We start from the raw sequence: 17,638 nt of genomic DNA, 5'->3' as shown, positions 1-17,638 counted from the left end.
TAGAAAGGTACACCTTTGTGACAGAAAATATATGAAAATACATGCAAATATGGTTATATTTATCAAATATTAGAACGATGTAACCGTACTGAGTAACAACGAAAGGGGGCCGGTTGAATTCCGGTACAAAAATATGGAAAGGGTATCAATGAAAAGGGCAATAGGCAATTCTTATCAGTGTCAGAAATATCTCAGGAAATGGAGCTGATCAGCCAGTTTAAGCTGAAACCAAGTGCCAACTCATGATTGAAGGTGTATTAAATGACGGAAAAAGATGCTTATGTTCTTCTTGATCAGATTCGGAGTATTATTTTAAATAAACCGGCCGTGGGAGAACTGGAGGGAGAAGCGCCAGTATTTAAGGAGCTTCAGGAGACGGTTTCTTATCTTTCCAGATGTATGATGGAAATGAACCGGTTTATAAAGGATCTGGCAGAAGAAAAAGAGATTGAGTCTTTGTCTGAACAGGATAATTTTCTGGCAGAGAGACTGAATCAGCTGGAAGTAAGAGAACGGAAACTGAGAGAGCAGGCAGTTAGAAATAAAGGCTTCAGTTCTTTGCTTTTGGCTATTATTAACAGTTTAAAGGACTGGGTTGTTGTAACAGAGGAAAAGACTGGTGAAATCCTTTTTACTAACAATCTTTTTAAAAAGCGGTTTTATAATCAGCAAACCGGGCAGTTTTACTGTGAAGATGGGTGCGGACTGATGGACCGCCTGCAGTCACCAAATGAAATAAAACACAAATATAAATTCGAGTATCAATGCAGCAAACAGAAATTTTTTCAGGTGGTATCACATCCGCTGCAGTGGGAAAACACGAAAGCGGTTATTCATCTTATTACGGATGTGACATTTCAAAAAGAAACGGAGGCATATTTGGAAGTAATGGCATATAAAGATGAACTGACTGGACTGAATAACCGGAGATGCTGTATCAGCACCATTGATGATTATATTAAGGATGAATGTTCATTTGCATTGTGTATGATTGACCTGGATGGATTAAAGACAATTAATGATCAGTTTGGTCATTTAAACGGAGATAAATATTTAAAATGCGTATCACAGGAATTAAAGAAAACCATAGGAGAGGGAGATTTCATCTGCCGCTTTGGAGGGGATGAATTTGTGGCTCTCTACCGGGGGGTATCGGAAAGCGAGGTTGGAAAACAGATGGCTGCGGTGAACAGGAATCTTTCAAATATCTCAGCCGATTTTCCCATGTCTGTCAGCTTCGGAATTATCTGCATAAAAAAAGAGATGAATCTGCTGCCGGAGACGGCCTTAAAAATAGCGGATGATAAAATGTACCGGTTAAAAAGGATTCGAAAGCAGAAAAAATTCCAGTCTTAAGAAAGCCAGAACAGCCAGTGTATCTTTTCTTGTGTTTTTTGTCATTTTACATTATAATGATAGGCAGGTAAAATGAAATGGGAGCAAGAAAAGAATGAGATTTATTGGAAGCAAGACACTGCTGCTGGATCAGATTAAGAGTGTAATTGATGAGAAAGCACCGGAAGCGAAAAGCTTTTGTGATATATTTTCTGGAACCGCTGCGGTTGCCAGATATTTTAAACAGTGGTACCAGGTCTGTTCCAATGACCTGCTGTACTTTTCTTATGTGCTTCAGCGGGCAACCGTTGAAAACGACCAGATGCCGGAATTTAAGCGCCTTAAGGCAGAGACTGGAATAGATGATCCTTTGGATTACTTTAATGGCACACAGAAAAATGATCTGGAAGTACTGCCTGTAAAGCGGCGTTTTTTTCAGAATACATATGCGCCATCCGGTGACCGTATGTATTTAAATGATGATAATGCCCTGCGTATTGATTTTGCGCGCTGTACCGTTGAGGACTGGAAGGCTGCGGGGCTTTTAAGTGAGGACGAGTATTTCTATCTGGTGGCATGTATTGTAGAGGGCATCCCCTTCGTATCCAACACTTCGGGAACATACGGCGCCTTTCATAAGTCATGGGAGAGAAGAAGCTATAAGCATTATGAGCTTTACCGCCTGCCGGTTATCCATAACGGGAAAGAGAACCGGTGTTACAATGAGAATGGATCGGATTTATTAAAGCGGCTGGAGGGCGATATCCTGTATATTGATCCGCCCTACAATTCCAGACAGTATTTTTCCAATTACCACGTGCTGGAGACTGCTGCCAGATATGATTACCCCGAAGTCCGGGGGGTTACAGGGCAGAGACCGGAGGAAGAAGGTCAGAAATCCGAGTTTTGTATGAAAAACAAGGCAGTTCCTGCCTTTGAGGAACTGCTTTTTCATGCCAGATTCCGTCATATTATACTGAGTTACAGTACAGATGGACTGATGTCAATGGAAGAGATAGAAGCGGTTATGAAGAAATATGGAAAGCCGGAGACTTATCAGGTATATGAGATTCCTTACCGCAGATACAAGAGCCGGAAGGTTAAGGAAACAGAACGTTTAAAAGAGCTTCTGGTATACATAGAAAAGCAGGTGCCGCCATGTACATAAAAAGTCCTCTTAACTATACAGGAGGAAAGTTTAAGATTCTGGAACCCGTTTTTCAGGCTTTTCCAGCGGACATCCGGACATTTGTGGATGTGTTTGCGGGAGGGTTTAATATAGGGATTAATGCAGAGGCTGAGACGATTATCTGCAATGATCAGATTAATTATCTGATTGAGATGTTTCAGATGTTTCAGGCCACTGATATCCGTGAACTGCTGGAGCGCATCAGAGACATTATCAGTACCTATCAGCTGACCCAGCAGAATAAAGACGGGTATTATGCACTTCGGTCTGATTATAACCAAACCCATGATTTAACAAAGCTCTTTGTTCTGACCTGTTATGCGTTCAATCACCAGATCCGGTTTAATAACAGCCATGAATTTAATTCTCCCTTTGGGAGAAACCGAAGTTCCTTTAACAGCAATATTGAGAGGAATCTGACCCGGTTTTGTCAGGCGCTTCAGAAAAAGAATATTCAGTTTACCAACAAGGATTTTACGGAACTGGATTATTCGAAGCTTGGACCGGAAGACTTGGTGTACTGCGATCCTCCCTATCTCATTTCCACCGGGAATTATAATGATGGTAACCGGGGATTTAAGGACTGGAAGGATAAGGAAGAGCGGGAACTGTTAGACCTGCTTGACAGACTGAATCACAATGGAATCCGTTTTGCTCTGTCCAATGTATTTTATCATAAGGGACTGTCCAATGAACTGCTGATTGAATGGAGCCGGAAGTACCGGATCCATTATATTGATAAGACCTATTCTAACTGTAATTATCAGTTTAAAGAACGGGATGCCGTTACGGTTGAAGTGCTTATAACTAACTATTAAAAAAGCGGAAGCTCTGATTATTCGATTCAGAGGATCCGCTTTTTCATTCCTATTTTATCTGCTTCTGTTTTTCCGACTCTTTCTCCACCTTAATCTCCCAATGTATCAAAAAGGTGAGTGCAGCCCTCAGAACAATGATGGCGGCAACCAGAACCACTTCGGAAAGCTCACGTACAACCACAGTTCGTAAGATCTCACTTCCAAGTTTAAACTCCAGTCCCAGTGCCATACCCTGGGCAAGATTCAGCCGTATGGCAGGATTGTGCTTGACATAGTTAATAATTCCTTTTATCCCGGATACGATAATGACAATGACTCCCATAAATTCAAAGAGTAGAATCGCCATATCTACGACCTGCCGCAGCAAAAGCTCCAAATTTTCTACCATAAATTCCCCTCTGCCTGATATCGGTTAATTAGATTTCACTTCTTTCCATGCATTGTTAAAGAGACTGTCTGCATCATCTCCCAGGTACTGATATACTTCGCTGTTCTTTAACATATCTTCATCTGGGAATAAAGTCTTGTTGTTCTTTAATTCCGAATCGAGAAGGTCAAAAGCGCCTTTGTTAGGTGTAGGATAAGTGATGTATTCAAAGTTCTTCTTTGCGATATCCGCACGGCACATGAAGTTAATCCACTTTTCAGCATTTTCCTTGTTGGGAGCATTGGCGGGAATTACCCAGGAATCAAGCCAAAGGTTGGTTCCTTCCTCCGGAATCACGTATTCCAGAGAATAATCCAGACCAAGATCCTTCACTTCATTCTGGATATAAAGCATTTCGCCGGAATAGATAACGCCTACAGCAGCTTCGCCTCCGATCATCTTATCACGGACCTGATCGATCACATAAGCCTGAACCAGCGGTTTTTGCTTAATTAGGAGCTCTTTTGCCTCATTAATTTCCTGCTCGTTGGTGGTATTCATAGAATATCCCAGAGATTTTAAGGCAACCATAAATGCATCCCGGACACTGTCCTGCATCAGAATGTTGTCTTTGAACTTTTCATCCCACAGATCTGACCATTTGGCTGGAACATCTTCCTTTGCCACCATACTGGTATTGTAAAGGATTCCTACGGTTCCCCAGCAGTAGGGCACGGAATATTTATTTTCCGGGTCAAAGCTCTTTGACATCTCCATGTACTTTGGATCGATTTCTTTAATATTAGGAATATTGTCAAAGTTTATTTCAGCAAGAAGGTTGTTCTGTGCCATCTTCTGAATCATATAGTCAGAAGGGCAGACTGCATCGTATTTAACGCCGCCTGCTTCAATGACAGGGTACATCTCTTCATTTGTTTCAAACAGATCATAAACAACCTTAATTCCTGTTTCCTTCTCAAATTCCTCAATGACGGATTCGTCAATATATTCCCCCCAGTTGTATACATAAACCTCTCCGCTGCTTCCTGCTTTTGTCTCGGATTTTTTGCATCCGCTTAATACAGATATGGAAAGAAGGGTGAGGGCACTGATTGCAATAAACGTTTTCATTCTTTTTTTCATCTATTTGATCTCCTGTTATTTTTTTCTCCTGGGTGCAAAGTTTGTAATAAGAAGCAGAGCCAGCACCGTTAAAAAGATAATTGTGGAAAGTGCATACATGGAAGGCTTGATTCCCCTGCGCACTTCACTGTAAATTAATGTTGATAATGTATTGATTCCCGCCCCTTTGGTAAAGTGGGTGATTATAAAATCATCCAGAGACATGGTGAATGCCAGCAGAAATCCGGAAAGTACACCTGGAAGAATATCCGGGAATACTACCTTAAAGAATGCTGTAAGCGAGGTAGCTCCTAAGTCCAGGGCTGCTTCGTAGGTACTTTTATCTGTCTGCTTTAACTTCGGCATGACACTTAATATGACATACGGGATGTTAAAGGTAATATGTGCAATCAGTATGGTCTGAAAGCCAAGAGAGATTCCGAATGCTATGAATGCAAGCATCAGTGAGATTCCGGTTACAATATCCGCATTGAGCATGGGAACATTGGTGATACCCATAAGAAGAGACCGGGGAAACGGCTTCATACTGTTAATGGCTATGGCTGCTGCAGTGCCAATGATTACTGCGATGAGAGATGATACAAATGCAATCAGCAGTGTGGTATAAAGTGCATCCATAATTGTTCTGCTTGAGAACAGTTCTACATACCATTTGGTCGTAAATCCGCCCCACTGTGTACGTGATTTTGAATTATTAAAGGACAACACTGTCATGGTAGCAATGGGTGCATATAAGAATACCACTACAAGTACCAGATAAAAATCCTGGATAAAACGTCTTAAAAAAGCTGATTTCCGATTCATTACAACACCGTTCCTTCCCCGTTTTTATCATACTTGGCAATGAGCGCCATACTGATCAGAATAAATATCATGAGGACCAGTGAAAGACCAGAGCCTAAGTTCCAGTTGCTGCCTCTTGTAAATTCCTGCTCAATTACATTACCAATTAACAGGATCTTGCTTCCCCCTAAAATATTAGAGATTACGAAGGTAGTCAGAGCAGGAACAAATACCATGGTGATGCCGCTTACAATACCAGGTAAGCTTAAGGGAAGAAGAATACGGACCAGCACCTGAGCAGAATTCGCTCCCAGATCCCTTGCAGCGCTTATCACATCGTCATCAATTTTCATAAGCACGTTATAAATGGGAAGAACCATAAATGGAAGGAAGTTGTAAACCATACCAAGTATGATTGCTCCGGGAGTGTTGATCAGTCCCTGGTTTGGAAGATGGAGTGCGGATAAGACTCCATTGATCACCCCGTTTTTCTCCAGCAGTGTCTGCCATGCCAGCGTGCGGAGAAGGAAATTCATCCACATGGGAAGAATAAAGATAAATACGATAAAGCTTCCCTGCTCCATACCTCTGGAACGTAGTATCATTGCAAGAGGATAGGCGATCAGCAGGCATAAGACTGTGCTGATCAGGGAGAGCTCCAGGGAAAGCCACAATGCCTTTGCGTGTTCTTCCGACGCCACTGAGATTACATTGGAAAGAGTGAAAGCCCCGCTTTTGTCAGTCAGTCCGTAAAATACAATCAATGCAAGTGGAATCAGAATGAAGCCAATCATCCACATCAGATACGGTCCGGACAGTAATTTTTTATTCATTGATACCTACGGCCTCCTCATCCTCTGATGCAGGCTTATTCATGATCTGGATATCAAAGGGATCAACATGAATGCCCACCTCCTGTCCAACAGGGAATAAGTCTGTACTGTGTACCAGCCATTCGAATCCATCCGGTGAAGTTACTTCCATTTCATAATGTACACCTTTAAAGATTAAATGTGTCACTATGCCCGTAAGAGTTCCGTTCTCCGGAGCAACCAGATCGATATCTTCCGGTCTGATTACCACATCAACCGGTTTATTAAGCCCGAAACCCTTATCCACACAGTTAAATTTAGCGCCGAATATCTGAACAAGCTCATCCCGAAGCATGATACCGGGAACGATGTTGCTTTCTCCGATGAAGTCTGCCACGAATGCATTCTCCGGTTCATTATAGATGTTTTCCGGAGAGCCCATCTGCTGAATATAGCCCTGATTCATGACAACAATGGTGTCGGACATGGTTAATGCCTCTTCCTGGTCATGGGTTACGTAAATAAAAGTGATTCCCAGCTCATTTTTTAAACGGATCAGCTCATACTGCATATCCTGGCGAAGCTTTAAATCCAGCGCGCCTAAAGGTTCGTCAAGCAGCAGGACACGTGGTTCGTTGACAATTGCTCTTGCAATGGCAATTCTCTGCTGCTGTCCCCCGCTTAAAGAACTGACGCTGCGGTTTTCAAAACCATCCAAGTTCACCAGCTTTAATGCATATTTAATTTTATCCTGAATATAAGACTTGGATTTATTCTTGATTTTTAAGCCAAATGCAATATTCTCCGCAATAGACATATGGGTAAATAGTGCATACTTTTGAAAGACCGTATTCAGCTGCCTTTTATTAGGGGGCAGACTGGTAATATTCTGTCCGTCAAAGATAACTTCACCTCTGTCAGGACTTTCGAATCCTCCGATGATGCGCAGGGTAGTTGTTTTACCGCAGCCGCTGGGGCCCAGCAAGGTGACAAATGTGTTCTCTTTCACGGAAAGATTCAAATCATCAAGAACCATCGTTCCGTCAAAGCTTTTAGAAATGTTGCGTAAATCGATGAGTGGCTGACCCATGAGCTTTATCCTCCTGTTAAAAGCTTGGAGGTGAACTTACCCAGATTAAGGAAGCACCTGCCTTGCTGCTTAAATAATGTTTTTTATCTGGTATAAAGTAAAAGGATTCCCCTTTTTTTGCTTTATATGTTTTCGTTCCTATATGAATGGAAATGTTTCCATGCAGCACATATCCGAATTCTTCCCCCTCATGAGGATTGTCCGGGTAAGTCTGCCCCCCTGCTTCCAGAGTCAGCAGGATAGGTTCCATCATATTTTTCTGTGCATTTGGTATGATCCATTTAATATCATTTTTCAAATCAGCATCGTGTTTTTCAAAATAATCAGAGTTTCCGAAGACAATCTGCTCCTCTATGGTTTCATTGAAAAATTCTCCGATGGAGGTCCCAAGGCACTGCAAAATATCCATAAGAGTCGCAATGGATGGGGAGGTTAAATCCCTTTCCAGCTGAGATATAAATCCCTTTGAGAGCTCCGCGCGGTCAGCCAGTTCTTCCTGAGTCAGTCCTTTTAAAATACGCAGCTCCTTTAATTTTGTACCGATATCCATGTGCTCCTCCTCCTTATTATGTTAAGCCGAAAGTTTACTTATACTAACTGACGATAAATATAACTATAAAGTTTAGTAATAATAAACATGCAGCAAGATTCATTATACTGGATTTTCCATGTATGTCAATAGTTTTTAGGGAAGTTTTTCCTTAACAAACAGGGAAACTTATGATATGATATTTCTAGTTTATACAAGGATGATTCGAGGAGGAAAATTGTTATGACAGGTAAATATATGGCATATGTAGGTTCCTATTCCTACAATGGACAGGCCAAGGGTATCACTGTGTATGATGTTGACGTTAAAAAGGGTCGATTTATTCCCAGATGTGAGGTTGAAGTTGACAATTCTTCCTATGTTGTTGCCTCCAATGATGGAAAGACACTTTATTCCATAGCGGATGAAGGTGTTGTGTCCTTTAGAATACATGAGAATGGTTCCATAACAAGAATGAATACTGCTAATATTAAAGGGATGAGAGGCTGCCATTTATCTGCGGATAAAGATGATAAATATATTTTTGTATCCGGCTATCATGATGGAAAATGTACCATACTGCGTTTAAATGACGACGGTTCCGTAGGTGAGATCGTAACCGGAGTGTTCCATAAAGGACTGGGCAGCGTTGCAGAGAGAAATTTCCGCCCTCATGTAAGCTGTTCCAGACGTACACCGGATGGAAAATTCATTATGGTTGCTGACCTGGGAATCGATCAGGTTAAGATCTATCATTTTGATGAAAAGGACGAAGAACTGCAGCTGGTTGATGCCATTAGAAGTGAATTGGAGTCCGCCCCCAGATGCTTCCGGTTCAGTTCTGACGGTAAGTTCTTCTATCTGATTCATGAACTTAAGAATGTAATCGAAGTATTTACCTATGAGACAGGGGAGCGCCAGCCCAGAACTGAAAAGATTCAGACCATTCAAACCACAGGACCTAAACCTTTGACACAACTGACCTCAGCAAGTGCCATGCGTCTTTCCAACGATGAAAAGCACATGTTTTGCTCCAATGCAGGAGATAATACGGTTACGGTATATGACCGTGATCCGAAGACGGGTCTGCTGAGCTATTTGTGCTGTCTTCCAATCAGCGGAAGCTATCCAAAAGACCTCTGTGTATTCCCGGATGACAGGCATATCGCTTCCATTAACCATGAGACTGGAAGCATCACTTTCTTTGCGGTGGATTACGAGAAAGGACTTTTAATTATGAACGGAAAAGAATTAAAAGTTAATGAACCCAACAGCTGTGTAATCGTACAGGTCAGCAAATAAAAGGAGAGACAACTATGGCGGGATCCACACTTGGCACAATATTTAAAATTACAACATGGGGAGAATCTCACGGAAAAGGAATCGGTGTGGTAGTGGATGGCTGCCCTGCCGGTCTTCCGCTGGAAGAAAAGGATATTCAGTGTTTTCTTGACAGGAGAAAACCCGGACAGAGTAAATTTACCACAAAGCGAAACGAAGGGGATCAGGTGGAGATCTTGTCCGGTGTTTTTGAAGGAAAGACTACCGGAACACCAATCTCAATGGTTGTCTGGAATACGGACCAGCGCTCTAAGGATTACGGTAATATTATGGAAGTATACCGGCCAGGTCATGCAGATTATACCTTTGATGAAAAATATGGTTTCCGGGATTACCGGGGAGGCGGGCGTTCCTCAGGCAGAGAAACCATTGGAAGAGTTGCGGCAGGTGCCATAGCTGCCTGTTTTTTAAAGAGTCTGGGGATCACGGTGACGGCTTATACCAGATCTGTGGGACCGTATGAAGTAAAAAAAGAGAATTTTGATTTAAATGAACGGGATAAAAACCGCCTTTATATGCCTGACCCGGAGACATGTCATCTGGCAGAGCAGTATCTGGAAGAGATGATGGGTAGAAAAGATTCTGCAGGGGGCGTGGTGGAGTGTGTCATCGATGGTGTGCCTGCTGGAATCGGTAATCCTGTTTTTGATAAATACGATGCGTCACTTGCAAAAGCGGTTATGTCAATCGGGGCAGTCAAAGGTTTTGAAATCGGTGATGGTTTTTTCGCTTCCCGCACCTTGGGATCTGAGAATAATGACGGATTTTGCATAGGTGCAGATGGCAGGGCTGAGAAGGTGACCAACCATGCCGGAGGTGTTCTGGGAGGGATCAGCGATGGGTCCTCCGTGGTATTCCGTGCTGCTTTTAAACCGACGCCCTCCATTGCTCAGCCTCAGAAGACAGTTACCAGACATGGCGAAGAAACGCAGATCGAAATCAAAGGACGCCACGATCCGATTGTGGTGCCCCGCGCAGTGGTGGTGGTAGAAGCAATGGCTGCCCTTACAACCGTTGATTTACTGCTTGCCAATTTATCTGCCAGAATGGACCGGATTGTATCCTTTTATGGCAAAGAGACAGAATAACTTGATTATATCCGGTATTTATGCTATGTTAAATGCCGGATATATTACTGACTTATTTGAATAGAAACAGGAGAACGACAATGAAGATTGCAATGGGAAATGATCATACAGCGATAGAGATGAAAGAAGCGATTAAAGAATTTGTGGAAAGCAAAGGTTATGAAGTGATTGACTTTGGAACCAATTCCACAGAAAGCTGCGATTATCCGGAATATGGTGAGAAGGTAGGCCGTGCAGTTGCAGATGGAAAGGCAGATTTAGGTATTGCAATCTGCGGAACCGGAGTTGGTATCTCTCTTGCCTGCAATAAAGTTAAGGGAATCCGTGCCTGTGTCTGCAGTGAACCATATACAGCGAAGCTTTCCAGAATGCATAACGATTCCAATGTCCTTTGCTTTGGCGCCAGAGTCGTAGGCGTGGAGCTGGCAAAGATGATTACGGAGGAGTGGCTGGATGCGAAATACGAAGGTGGAAGACATCAGCGCCGTGTAGATTTGATTATGGATATCGAAAAAAGAAACGAATAGCGGACTGAACAGGTTTCTGGCAGGGAATCAGATGGTTATTTCAATCTGATTCCCTTCCAGACCAATGATACAGCTTTCGTAATATCCGTCACCGGTTGTCCGCGGGCCGCTGATCACTTCGTAGCCATCCTGTCTCAGCCTGCTGGTGAGCAGGTCAACGTTTTCTCTGGTTCCAACACTGAAGGCAATGTGGATAAAACCAGTGCGGTTGAGTGTTTTTTGTGGATCTTCCATAGCAGTTTTGTTCATGATTTCCAACCTGCAGCCGTCTTCAAAGGTTAGAAAATAAGAACGGAAGCCAGTTTTGGAATTATAATAACCGTCATTAGCTTTTCCATTAAAATAGATAATAAAAAATTCTTTCACCTTTTCTAAATCATTCACATACATGGCAATATGTTCAATTTTCATTTTGTACCCCCTCAATTTCTCTTTTCAGCTTCCATACATTGTCTCCATAATTGCTTACTAACGTTATCAGAATCTGTTTTTCCCTGTCAAAAGAAGAAATGAAGCTCACGCCCGGATCACAGCCCTGGAAATAAGGATTGTAATTATTTCCTGCCTTTTTCAGCCAGATTCCATAGCCATAACACTGGCTTTTACCGCTGTGTCTGGACAGCATGTTTTCCGTCATGGCAGGAGAGATCAGCTTATAAGACAGAAGATTTTTCCAGAATAAACGGATATCTCCGATTGTTGTAAAAGCGCCTCCTGCACCGGTGCCTTTGGCATCTACACTATATATATTCGTGCGGAAGTCATTTCTTTCCCTGCCAAATATGTAATTAGCAGCGCACCTGGCAGGCAGTCTGTCCAGCTCATAATATCCAGTATCTGCCATATTGCATGGGACAAATATAGAGTTCTCCAAATACTTGTCAAATTCCATTCCTGTTATCTGCTCAAGAATCATTGCTAACACAACAAAACCAGTATTATTGTATTGAAATCTGCTTCCTTTTGGATACATCATCATTTTGTGAATAAAGAGGGGAAGCAGATCTTTATTGGAGCGGATTCTATAATTTGGGAAATCAACCCACAAGTCTTCATACTCTGTCATGACTGATTCATCAAAATAGTCAGGTATCCCGGAGGTATGGGTGAGGAGCTCTTCGACTGTGATTTCAGTGTCAATCTGCTCCCAGTCAAGATCCAATAATGCTCCGATGGTGTCTTCCAGATGAAGCTTTCCCTGTTCCACCAGCTCCAGGATACCCACCGCCACAAATACCTTTCCGGCAGAGGCTGTTGCAAATCTGGTATCCATATGATTTAAGACTTTATTGGGAAGATCGGCATATCCATATGCTTTCTGATACAGGATTCTTTCTTTTTGGCAAATGGAAACACAACCGCTAAAGCCGGTTGGAATTATTTTTTCAATATCCATATAAATTCCCTTTTCTGTAGTATTTTTCTTAATAATAGTAAACGGGCTGAAGGAAAACGGGATTATACCCGGATTCGTTCAGCCCGCTGTCTAATGAAGTTTCTTAATTGACGGGAAGTAGCGGAACAGCACTTTTGCAATAATCTTTTTCTTTTTCACATACTTATTCTTCCATCTTCTTGCGTCAGCAGAATAATTACGGTTGTCGCCCAGCATGAAGTAAGAATCATCAGGCACCTCGAAATGAGCGTCCGGCTCAGGCTCCATGGGTTCCGGCAGATACGGCTCCTCAAGAGGAGTTTCGGAATTGTTAATATAAACCTTTCCGTTTCTGATATCGACGGTATCACCTGGAAGTCCTATGATACGCTTTACATAGTATGTTTTTCCTGTAGTATCGTCAGGAAAATGGAAAATAACAATATCGCCCCGTTCAGGATCCTCAAAATAATAAGATAATCTTGAACCGATCACCCGGTCGCCGGTCATAATGGTCTTCTCCATTGAACCGCTGGGTACTCTGCTGTTTGCAATTATAAAATTATTCAGCAGAAAAGCAATAACGGCAGCTGTAATAATAATCTTGATCCAGCTGATGATCTCTTCCTTCCAGTTAAATGGTTCCTGTGGCATGTTTTCTTCTCTTTTCATATGCTTCTCTTCTTTGCTTTCTTCTTAGTTCTGAATCAAATTTTAAATGAGTTTGGTAAAATGTGCAAGGGGTTTCACAAAATGGTAAGAAAATATTCACAAAGATTCACGGTTTGTCCATAATATTATGATAAAATTCTTAATATATAAACAATCACATCTAAGGGGTACTAGATATGGGAAAAAATGGACAAAATACAGAAAGAAGGTACATTACTGGTTCTGCAGTTTTACTTATCCTGTCACTTGGAGCTCAGACTCTAGCCCGGACAGTTCCGGGATTTGGTAATTTGTATGCGAAATTTGTTTATCCGCTGATTGTGGGAAGCATCGGCAGATTTTCCGGATTATTTCCCTTTGCAGTTGTAGAGTTTTCAGCCTATGTGCTGCTTTTTTACTGTGTTTTATATGGAATCAGACACATCAGAGAGGGAAAACGTCTTCTGATCAGGGGATTGTTTCTGATTGCATGTCTGTTTTTCCTTTTCACCTTTCACTGTGGAATTAATTATTACAGAACACCATTTTCAAAAACTTCCGGTCTGGAAGTAAAGAAATCTTCTTCAGAGGAGCTGAAGAGTCTTTGTCTGCAGCTGACCTTGATTGTGAATGGTTTGAGTGAAGCTGGGGTTAATGAACATCTGGACGCCGGTCTTGTGAAATCAGAAAGCGTGAAAGCGATGCAGAAGCTGGGAGAAACTTATCAGGCCTTATCCGGATATTATCCTCAGCCCAAACCGTTTTTAATATCTCAGTATTTCAGCATTCAGCAGCTCTGCGGTCAGTATATGCCTTTTACCGTAGAGGCGACTTATAACCGATTTATGCCGGATTACAATATTCCCCATACTGTCTGCCATGAACTTTCTCATTTAAGAGGGTTTATGCGAGAAGATGAGGCGAATTTTATTGGATATTTAGCATGTATTGGTTCAGATAATGAAGCGTTTCGTTACAGCGGATATTTAACCGGCTGGGTTTATGCGACTAACGCATTGGCGAAGACCGATGCCATTGCATATCAGGAGATCTGTCATCTTCTGGATCAGAGGGCATGGGAGGATTTAAGACATAATAACGAATTCTGGAGGCGGTATGAGGGCAAAGCCGCTGAGGTTGCAAATCAGATGAATAATACCTATTTAAAAATGAACAGCCAGTCCGACGGAGTAAAAAGCTATGGCAGAATGGTGGACTTAATGCTTGCTTATGACAGAACAAAGGAACGTTAAGGCTTTGGAATCTATTGAAAAATACTCTCTGCTTTGATAAAATTATAATACAGAATCAAAAAAGCGGGAGGAGCCAGATATGGATAAAACTTTATACGGGTTAATGGATTGGGCAGGTATTGAAGAAATTGTTTATTCGGAAGCGGCAAAACCGCACCGGCTGTTGGGGCCCCATGTAACAGGAGCAGGGCTGCTGATTCAGGCATTTATACCTACGGCTGCAGCGATTACGGTAAAGGTAATCAACGACGGCAGACTCTATCCCATGGAGCGGGCAGATGATGCCGGATTTTTTGCGGTGCTTTTGCCGGAGAAAACGAAAGTTGCCTATGTTTATCAGGTTACCTATGATAACGATACCACAGAGGAACTTTTCGATCCTTACAGTTTTGAATCCTGTTATACAGATACAGACATTAAGAAGTTCAGTTCCGGAATTCATTACAGCATATTCGATAAAATGGGAGCACACTCTATGACAATCAGGGACACGGAAGGCGTTACCTTCTCTGTCTGGGCACCTTGTGCCATGAGAGTCAGTGTTGTGGGTGATTTTAACCTGTGGGATGGCAGGCGGCACCCGATGAGAAGGCTGGGGGATTCCGGAATTTTTGAATTATTTATACCAGGTTTACATCCAGGAATGATTTATAAATATGAGATAAAGGCAAGGGGCGGAGCAGTTCAGCTGAAAAGTGACCCTTATGGTGGGTTTAGTGAGCTGCGGCCGGGCAATGCTTCCGTCATATGGGATATCAATCAGTATAGATGGAGCGATGACGCGTGGATGAAAAAAAGAGCCTCTGTTCATCTTGACAGGGAACCATTTTCCATCTATGAGGTTCATTTGGGATCATGGCTTCGCAAAGAGCCGGATTATGATGAGGAAGGGACACTTATGAATGGCTCGGAATTCCTCAATTACCGGGAGATTGGAAAGAAACTGGTTCCTTATGTAAAAGAAATGGGCTATACCCATGTAGAACTGCTTCCGGTGATGGAGCACCCTCTGGATGCTTCCTGGGGATATCAGGTAACTGGCTACTATGCACCTACCAGCCGCTTTGGAACTCCTGATGATTTTAAGTTTTTTGTAGATCTTTTACACCAGGAAGGTATTGGTGTTATTTTAGACTGGGTTCCGGCTCATTTTCCAAGAGACAGCTTTGGTTTGGCCTGCTTTGACGGCACCTGTGTTTATGAACACAAGGACCCAAGACAGGGAGCTCATCCCCACTGGGGCACGCTGATATACAATTATGGTCGTCCTCAGGTGACCAATTTCCTAATCGCCAATGCTCTGTACTGGGTGGAGAAATACCATGCAGACGGCATCCGCATGGATGCGGTGGCTTCCATGCTGTATCTGGATTACGGGAAAGATCCGGGGGAATGGATTCCCAATCTATATGGAGGGAATGAGAGTCTGGAAGCAGTGGAATTTTTAAAACATTTAAATTCCGTTTTTAAGAGCAGGAAAGATGGTGCAGTACTCATTGCGGAGGAGTCTACCGCCTGGCCCAGAGTTACAGAAAGCGTAAAAGAAGGCGGGCTTGGTTTTGATTTTAAATGGAATATGGGCTGGATGAATGATTTTACCGGCTATATGCAGTGCGATCCTTATTTCAGAAAGCACCATTATGGGGAACTGACCTTCAGCCTTCTGTATGCTTACAGTGAAGACTTTATTCTTGTATTCTCTCATGATGAGGTGGTTCATTTAAAAGGATCTATGATTAATAAGATGCCGGGAGATACGATAGAGAAGAAGGCTGCGAATCTAAGGGCTGCGTATGGTTTTATGGCAGGTCATCCGGGGAAAAAGCTGTTGTTTATGGGACAGGAGTTCGGTCAGCTTCGGGAATGGGATGAGAACAGAAGCCTGGACTGGGAACTTTTGGATGAGTCAATACACAGTCAGCTGCGGGATTATGTGAAAGCTCTGAATCATCTTTACTTAAACCAGCCGGCTCTCTATGTGTCTGATTACGACCCCGATGGATTTGAATGGATTGAATGCTCCAACTCCTCAGACAGCATTCTTGTATTTTTAAGAAAGACTAAGAAGAAGAGAGAAACACTTCTTTTCATCTGTAATTTTGATACAGTACTTCATGAGAAATATTCGGTAGGTGTCCCCTTTGAGGGAAAATACAAGGAGTTGATTAACAGCAGCGATATAGCGTTTGGAGGAGAAGGATACCAGAATAAGAGGGTAAAGATATCCAAAAAGAAAGAAGCAGACGAACGGGAAAATTCCATCGAAATCACGGTAGCTCCCCTCAGTACAGCAGTTTTTTCCTGTACGCCCGTAAAAGTAAAAACTACAAAACGAGTGAAAATAAAAAAAGTTAAGAATATAAAACAGGAGAATCCGGTATGATATTTTACTTAAATACTAGTACAGCCTCTGTACCTCAGGAATCGCTGGCAGCTCTGCAGGAGGTACAGGATAATTTAGAACAGTTAAAACCCAATGTATTAATGGAGACAATGAGGGGGTGGATGCCATCCATCCTTGCATTTGGCATTAAACTCTTACTGGCACTTATGATTTTTTTCATTGGTTCCAGAATAATTAAGCTGTTTTATAGTATGCTGAACCGTTCCTTCAGGCGGGTGGATATGGAGGTCAGCGTAAGAAAATTTCTGCTTTCTGTTACCAATGCAGTAATGTACTGCCTTCTGGCATTTATAATTGCAGGTCAGATTGGAGTAAATTCCGCATCCATCGTGGCACTTCTCGGTTCGGCCAGTATTGCCATTGGTCTGGCTGTTCAGGGAAGCCTGGCTAATTTTGCAGGCGGAGTACTGATACTTCTCATGAACCCCTTCCGTGTGGGAGACTATATTGTTTCACAGTCAGGTGAAGGTACGGTCCATACCATCGGTCTGGTCTATACGGTTCTTACCACTCCGGATAATAAGCAGGTGGTAATTCCCAATGGAACACTTGCCAATTCCCCGCTTACCAATGTAACAGCCATGGACAAGCGCAGGCTGGATATTCTGGTTGGGATCAGTTATGATGCCGATTTAAAGAAGGCAAAGATGCTTTTGCAGTCCATCTTTGACAGCCAGCCACAGGTGAAAAAGGATGAGCCGGTTGATATCTTTGTCAGTGATTTGGCTGACAGTTCGGTAACTCTGGGAGGAAGAGGCTGGACAGCCGTGGAGGATTACTGGACAGCCAGGTGGGAAATTTTAGAAAGAATTAAGCTGGAGTTTGAAGAAGCGGGCATCGAAATCCCATACAGCCAGCTGGATGTTCATATTAAAGACGGTGGGAAATAAAAAGAAAGCTGCTGTAAAATGCTTCCTGATATGTTTCAGTGGC

The 17,638-nt window shown here is 42.5% G+C and carries 18 protein-coding genes; 9 read left to right on the top strand and 9 right to left on the bottom strand.

Going from position 1 to position 17,638, the window contains the following annotated elements; all coding sequences use genetic code 11:
- Positions 1-261 precede the first annotated feature (261 nt).
- The 3 genes from RZO55_RS19765 (at position 262) to RZO55_RS19755 (ending at position 3,342) form a co-directional block, all read left to right on the top strand.
- On the top strand, positions 262-1,356 hold the full coding sequence (locus RZO55_RS19765) for a GGDEF domain-containing protein (RefSeq protein WP_318065981.1): 1,095 nt from the start codon (positions 262-264) through the stop codon (positions 1,354-1,356).
- A 94-nt stretch (positions 1,357-1,450) separates the two neighbouring features.
- Positions 1,451-2,503 (top strand): DNA adenine methylase, encoded by a 1,053-nt coding sequence (locus tag RZO55_RS19760; protein WP_318065980.1) that lies wholly within the window; start codon positions 1,451-1,453, stop codon positions 2,501-2,503.
- A complete protein-coding gene (locus RZO55_RS19755) occupies positions 2,494-3,342 on the top strand; it encodes a Dam family site-specific DNA-(adenine-N6)-methyltransferase (RefSeq protein WP_318065979.1) in 849 nt (282 codons plus the stop codon). The genes RZO55_RS19760 and RZO55_RS19755 overlap by 10 nt, the downstream gene beginning before the upstream one ends.
- Positions 3,343-3,391: 49 nt before the next feature.
- Here the strand turns inward: RZO55_RS19755 and RZO55_RS19750 are convergent, their stop codons facing one another.
- Genes RZO55_RS19750 through RZO55_RS19725 form a run of 6 tightly spaced genes read right to left on the bottom strand, consistent with a single transcriptional unit; the run spans position 3,392 to position 8,087 of the window.
- Positions 3,392-3,730: a DUF1622 domain-containing protein gene (locus RZO55_RS19750; protein WP_318065978.1), complete on the bottom strand. Its 339-nt coding sequence runs from the start codon at positions 3,728-3,730 to the stop codon at positions 3,392-3,394.
- A 24-nt stretch (positions 3,731-3,754) separates the two neighbouring features.
- Complete coding sequence (locus tag RZO55_RS19745) at positions 3,755-4,852, bottom strand: ABC transporter substrate-binding protein (RefSeq protein WP_318065977.1); 1,098 nt, start codon at positions 4,850-4,852, stop codon at positions 3,755-3,757.
- A gap of 15 nt (positions 4,853-4,867) precedes the next feature.
- The gene (locus tag RZO55_RS19740) at positions 4,868-5,656 is read right to left on the bottom strand and encodes an ABC transporter permease (protein WP_318065976.1); all 789 of its coding nucleotides are present in this window, start codon (positions 5,654-5,656) and stop codon (positions 4,868-4,870) included.
- Positions 5,656-6,468: an ABC transporter permease gene (locus RZO55_RS19735; RefSeq protein WP_318065975.1), complete on the bottom strand. Its 813-nt coding sequence runs from the start codon at positions 6,466-6,468 to the stop codon at positions 5,656-5,658. Before RZO55_RS19735 ends, RZO55_RS19740 begins: the two co-directional genes overlap by 1 nt.
- Complete coding sequence (locus tag RZO55_RS19730) at positions 6,461-7,537, bottom strand: ABC transporter ATP-binding protein (RefSeq protein WP_318065974.1); 1,077 nt, start codon at positions 7,535-7,537, stop codon at positions 6,461-6,463. The genes RZO55_RS19735 and RZO55_RS19730 overlap by 8 nt, the downstream gene beginning before the upstream one ends.
- A 16-nt stretch (positions 7,538-7,553) precedes the next feature.
- Entirely contained in the window at positions 7,554-8,087 is a 534-nt protein-coding gene (locus tag RZO55_RS19725) for a helix-turn-helix domain-containing protein (RefSeq protein ID WP_318065973.1), read from the bottom strand.
- Between the two features lie 222 nt (positions 8,088-8,309).
- Here RZO55_RS19725 and RZO55_RS19720 point away from each other — a divergent pair, with 222 nt between their 5' ends.
- The 3 genes from RZO55_RS19720 to rpiB all read left to right on the top strand — a co-directional run bounded on the left by RZO55_RS19720 (position 8,310) and on the right by rpiB (position 11,022).
- Positions 8,310-9,368 carry a lactonase family protein gene (locus RZO55_RS19720; protein ID WP_318065972.1) on the top strand — a complete coding sequence of 353 codons (1,059 nt, stop codon included), beginning with the start codon at positions 8,310-8,312 and terminating at the stop codon, positions 9,366-9,368.
- A gap of 14 nt (positions 9,369-9,382) precedes the next feature.
- On the top strand, positions 9,383-10,495 hold the full coding sequence (gene aroC, locus RZO55_RS19715; RefSeq protein ID WP_318065971.1) for a chorismate synthase: 1,113 nt from the start codon (positions 9,383-9,385) through the stop codon (positions 10,493-10,495).
- 80 nt (positions 10,496-10,575) lie between these two features.
- Positions 10,576-11,022 carry a ribose 5-phosphate isomerase B gene (rpiB, locus tag RZO55_RS19710; RefSeq protein WP_318065970.1) on the top strand — a complete coding sequence of 149 codons (447 nt, stop codon included), beginning with the start codon at positions 10,576-10,578 and terminating at the stop codon, positions 11,020-11,022.
- Between the two features lie 27 nt (positions 11,023-11,049).
- On the opposite strand, the gene RZO55_RS19705 is transcribed toward rpiB, so the two are convergent.
- The 3 genes from RZO55_RS19705 to lepB form a co-directional block, all read right to left on the bottom strand.
- Entirely contained in the window at positions 11,050-11,433 is a 384-nt protein-coding gene (locus RZO55_RS19705; protein WP_318065969.1) for a VOC family protein, read from the bottom strand.
- On the bottom strand, positions 11,423-12,418 hold the full coding sequence (locus tag RZO55_RS19700) for a serine hydrolase domain-containing protein (protein ID WP_318065968.1): 996 nt from the start codon (positions 12,416-12,418) through the stop codon (positions 11,423-11,425). Before RZO55_RS19700 ends, RZO55_RS19705 begins: the two co-directional genes overlap by 11 nt.
- Before the next feature lie 90 nt (positions 12,419-12,508).
- Entirely contained in the window at positions 12,509-13,069 is a 561-nt protein-coding gene (gene lepB / locus RZO55_RS19695; protein ID WP_318065967.1) for a signal peptidase I, read from the bottom strand.
- 176 nt (positions 13,070-13,245) lie between these two features.
- On the opposite strand from lepB, the gene RZO55_RS19690 reads away from it, so the two are divergent.
- The 3 genes from RZO55_RS19690 to RZO55_RS19680 all read left to right on the top strand — a co-directional run bounded on the left by RZO55_RS19690 (position 13,246) and on the right by RZO55_RS19680 (position 17,595).
- The gene (locus RZO55_RS19690) at positions 13,246-14,301 is read left to right on the top strand and encodes a DUF3810 domain-containing protein (protein ID WP_318065966.1); all 1,056 of its coding nucleotides are present in this window, start codon (positions 13,246-13,248) and stop codon (positions 14,299-14,301) included.
- 79 nt (positions 14,302-14,380) lie between these two features.
- On the top strand, positions 14,381-16,684 hold the full coding sequence (glgB, locus tag RZO55_RS19685) for a 1,4-alpha-glucan branching protein GlgB (RefSeq protein ID WP_318065965.1): 2,304 nt from the start codon (positions 14,381-14,383) through the stop codon (positions 16,682-16,684).
- Positions 16,681-17,595 (top strand): mechanosensitive ion channel family protein, encoded by a 915-nt coding sequence (locus RZO55_RS19680; protein ID WP_318065964.1) that lies wholly within the window; start codon positions 16,681-16,683, stop codon positions 17,593-17,595. Before glgB ends, RZO55_RS19680 begins: the two co-directional genes overlap by 4 nt.
- The last annotated feature ends 43 nt before the right edge of the window (positions 17,596-17,638 follow it).

It is taken from the genome of Clostridium boliviensis (genome assembly GCF_033342255.1).
GTDB classification, from domain to species: Bacteria; Bacillota; Clostridia; order Lachnospirales; family Lachnospiraceae; genus Lacrimispora; species Lacrimispora boliviensis.
The sequence above is the reverse complement of the archived record's forward strand: the minus strand, read 5'-3'. Positions and strand labels throughout refer to the sequence as shown.

Coding starts and splice junctions, on each gene's coding strand:
- RZO55_RS19690 (WP_318065966.1), top strand. CDS start 13,246: ATGGGAAAAAATGGACAAAATACAGAAAGAAGGTACATTACTGGTTCT.
- RZO55_RS19705 (WP_318065969.1), bottom strand. CDS start 11,433: ATGAAAATTGAACATATTGCCATGTATGTGAATGATTTAGAAAAGGTG.
- RZO55_RS19740 (WP_318065976.1), bottom strand. CDS start 5,656: ATGAATCGGAAATCAGCTTTTTTAAGACGTTTTATCCAGGATTTTTAT.
- aroC (WP_318065971.1), top strand. CDS start 9,383: ATGGCGGGATCCACACTTGGCACAATATTTAAAATTACAACATGGGGA.
- lepB (WP_318065967.1), bottom strand. CDS start 13,069: ATGAAAAGAGAAGAAAACATGCCACAGGAACCATTTAACTGGAAGGAA.
- RZO55_RS19730 (WP_318065974.1), bottom strand. CDS start 7,537: ATGGGTCAGCCACTCATCGATTTACGCAACATTTCTAAAAGCTTTGAC.
- RZO55_RS19745 (WP_318065977.1), bottom strand. CDS start 4,852: ATGAAAAAAAGAATGAAAACGTTTATTGCAATCAGTGCCCTCACCCTT.
- RZO55_RS19765 (WP_318065981.1), top strand. CDS start 262: ATGACGGAAAAAGATGCTTATGTTCTTCTTGATCAGATTCGGAGTATT.
- RZO55_RS19725 (WP_318065973.1), bottom strand. CDS start 8,087: ATGGATATCGGTACAAAATTAAAGGAGCTGCGTATTTTAAAAGGACTG.
- RZO55_RS19735 (WP_318065975.1), bottom strand. CDS start 6,468: ATGAATAAAAAATTACTGTCCGGACCGTATCTGATGTGGATGATTGGC.
- RZO55_RS19720 (WP_318065972.1), top strand. CDS start 8,310: ATGACAGGTAAATATATGGCATATGTAGGTTCCTATTCCTACAATGGA.
- RZO55_RS19680 (WP_318065964.1), top strand. CDS start 16,681: ATGATATTTTACTTAAATACTAGTACAGCCTCTGTACCTCAGGAATCG.
- RZO55_RS19750 (WP_318065978.1), bottom strand. CDS start 3,730: ATGGTAGAAAATTTGGAGCTTTTGCTGCGGCAGGTCGTAGATATGGCG.
- RZO55_RS19700 (WP_318065968.1), bottom strand. CDS start 12,418: ATGGATATTGAAAAAATAATTCCAACCGGCTTTAGCGGTTGTGTTTCC.
- RZO55_RS19755 (WP_318065979.1), top strand. CDS start 2,494: ATGTACATAAAAAGTCCTCTTAACTATACAGGAGGAAAGTTTAAGATT.
- rpiB (WP_318065970.1), top strand. CDS start 10,576: ATGAAGATTGCAATGGGAAATGATCATACAGCGATAGAGATGAAAGAA.
- glgB (WP_318065965.1), top strand. CDS start 14,381: ATGGATAAAACTTTATACGGGTTAATGGATTGGGCAGGTATTGAAGAA.
- RZO55_RS19760 (WP_318065980.1), top strand. CDS start 1,451: ATGAGATTTATTGGAAGCAAGACACTGCTGCTGGATCAGATTAAGAGT.